Here is a 1,313-nt window from a genome sequence, read left to right as displayed (position 1 = left end):
TCCGCCTTGCCCGTTTCCGGTCGTAGTAGGCCCTCGAGGGACCGTGGCTGAGTGAGGCGAAGGCCGAGAGGAACAGCGCCCGCTTCAGTCTCTTGTTCCCGCCTCTCGGGGCGTGTTCGCCGCGGATCGAGGTTCCCGACCGTCTCGTGACGGGGGCGATTCCGGCGTAGGAGGCCAGGTGCCCGGCATCTTGAAAGTCCTTGCCGACGACCTCGGTGAGGATCCTTGCGGCGGTCCTGACGCCGACGCCGGGCATCGAGGTCAGGACCGGGGAAAGAGGGTGGGCCTCCACGAGGGCCTCGATCTGGGTCGCCACCTGCGTCCGCTGAGCGGTGAGGGCAGCCAGCTGCCCGGCCAGGATCGGGATCACGGTGGCAGCGGCCTCGGTTCCGGCGACCACCACGGTCTGCTGCCCCAGGGCGGTGAAAATTTCCTCGGTGAGGGCCTCGGCCAACCGCGGTGCGTGTTTCTTCAGCCTCGCCCGCACATGCCCGCGCCCGGCGACCTGCAGCTTCCCCGGGGTCGGATAGCGACTGAGCAGGTCGGTCACCGCCGGGTGCGTCACCCGCGGCCCCAGGACCCGCTCCAGTGCCGGATGGATCTGGGTGAGTATGCCTCGCAACCGGTTCGAGGTCGCGGTGATCTGGGCGGCGAGGTCATCATCGAAGCCGGCCAGCACTCCCAGCTCGGCGATCTGTTCCTCGTCCACCCGGATGTCGCGCAGGGTGTGCGGCATCGTGCGGGCCGCCTCGGCGATGATCGCCGCGTCGCGGGCATCGGTCTTGGCCGCGCCCGGGTGCAGGTCCGCGATCCGGCGCATCGCCAGCCCGGGCAGGTACGCCACGTGTACGCCGTCGGTGGCTTGGGCGAGGGCCACCGGCAGCGCCCCGATGGTGGCCGGCTGGTCCACGACCATCAGCACCGGCCCGTGCACGGTGGCCAGCTCCTCAAGGATGGCCCGCAGCCGAGCCTCGTCGTTGGGCAGGGACTTGTCGTAGACCGTGTTCCCAGCAGTGGTCACGGCCACGGCGTGGTGCTCGGACTTGCCGACGTCGAGGCCGACGAACACCGCCGGCAGTGGTTGCTCCGCCATGGACTCATTCCCTTCTACTGCACCGGCATCTGCACATGCTGGCCGGCCGGGAGGTGGTCACGCTCGGCATCCACGTTACGAAGGTCCCTCAAGAAGAAGGTCGCGCCTCTATCAGCGATCCGTGACCACCGGACCGGTCCTCGGTGACAACACCCCCCGGATCATGGGTGACTGGGGGCAAACGATCCTGCCGAGGACCGGCCGGTCAGCACCCTCCCAT

Annotated in this window: 1 protein-coding gene; it reads right to left on the bottom strand. The window is 69.2% G+C overall.

Annotation, left to right across the window (positions count from 1 at the left end; translation table 11 throughout):
* Positions 1-1,093 (bottom strand): IS110 family RNA-guided transposase (locus GTW58_RS13020; protein ID WP_168023551.1); only part of this gene is annotated, 1,093 nt, incomplete at its 3' end.
* Between the last annotated feature and the right edge of the window lie 220 nt (positions 1,094-1,313).

Origin of the sequence: Kocuria subflava (genome assembly GCF_012163155.1) — a bacterium.
GTDB classification, from domain to species: domain Bacteria; phylum Actinomycetota; class Actinomycetes; order Actinomycetales; family Micrococcaceae; genus Kocuria; species Kocuria subflava.
The sequence above is the reverse complement of the archived record's forward strand: the minus strand, read 5'-3'. Positions and strand labels throughout refer to the sequence as shown.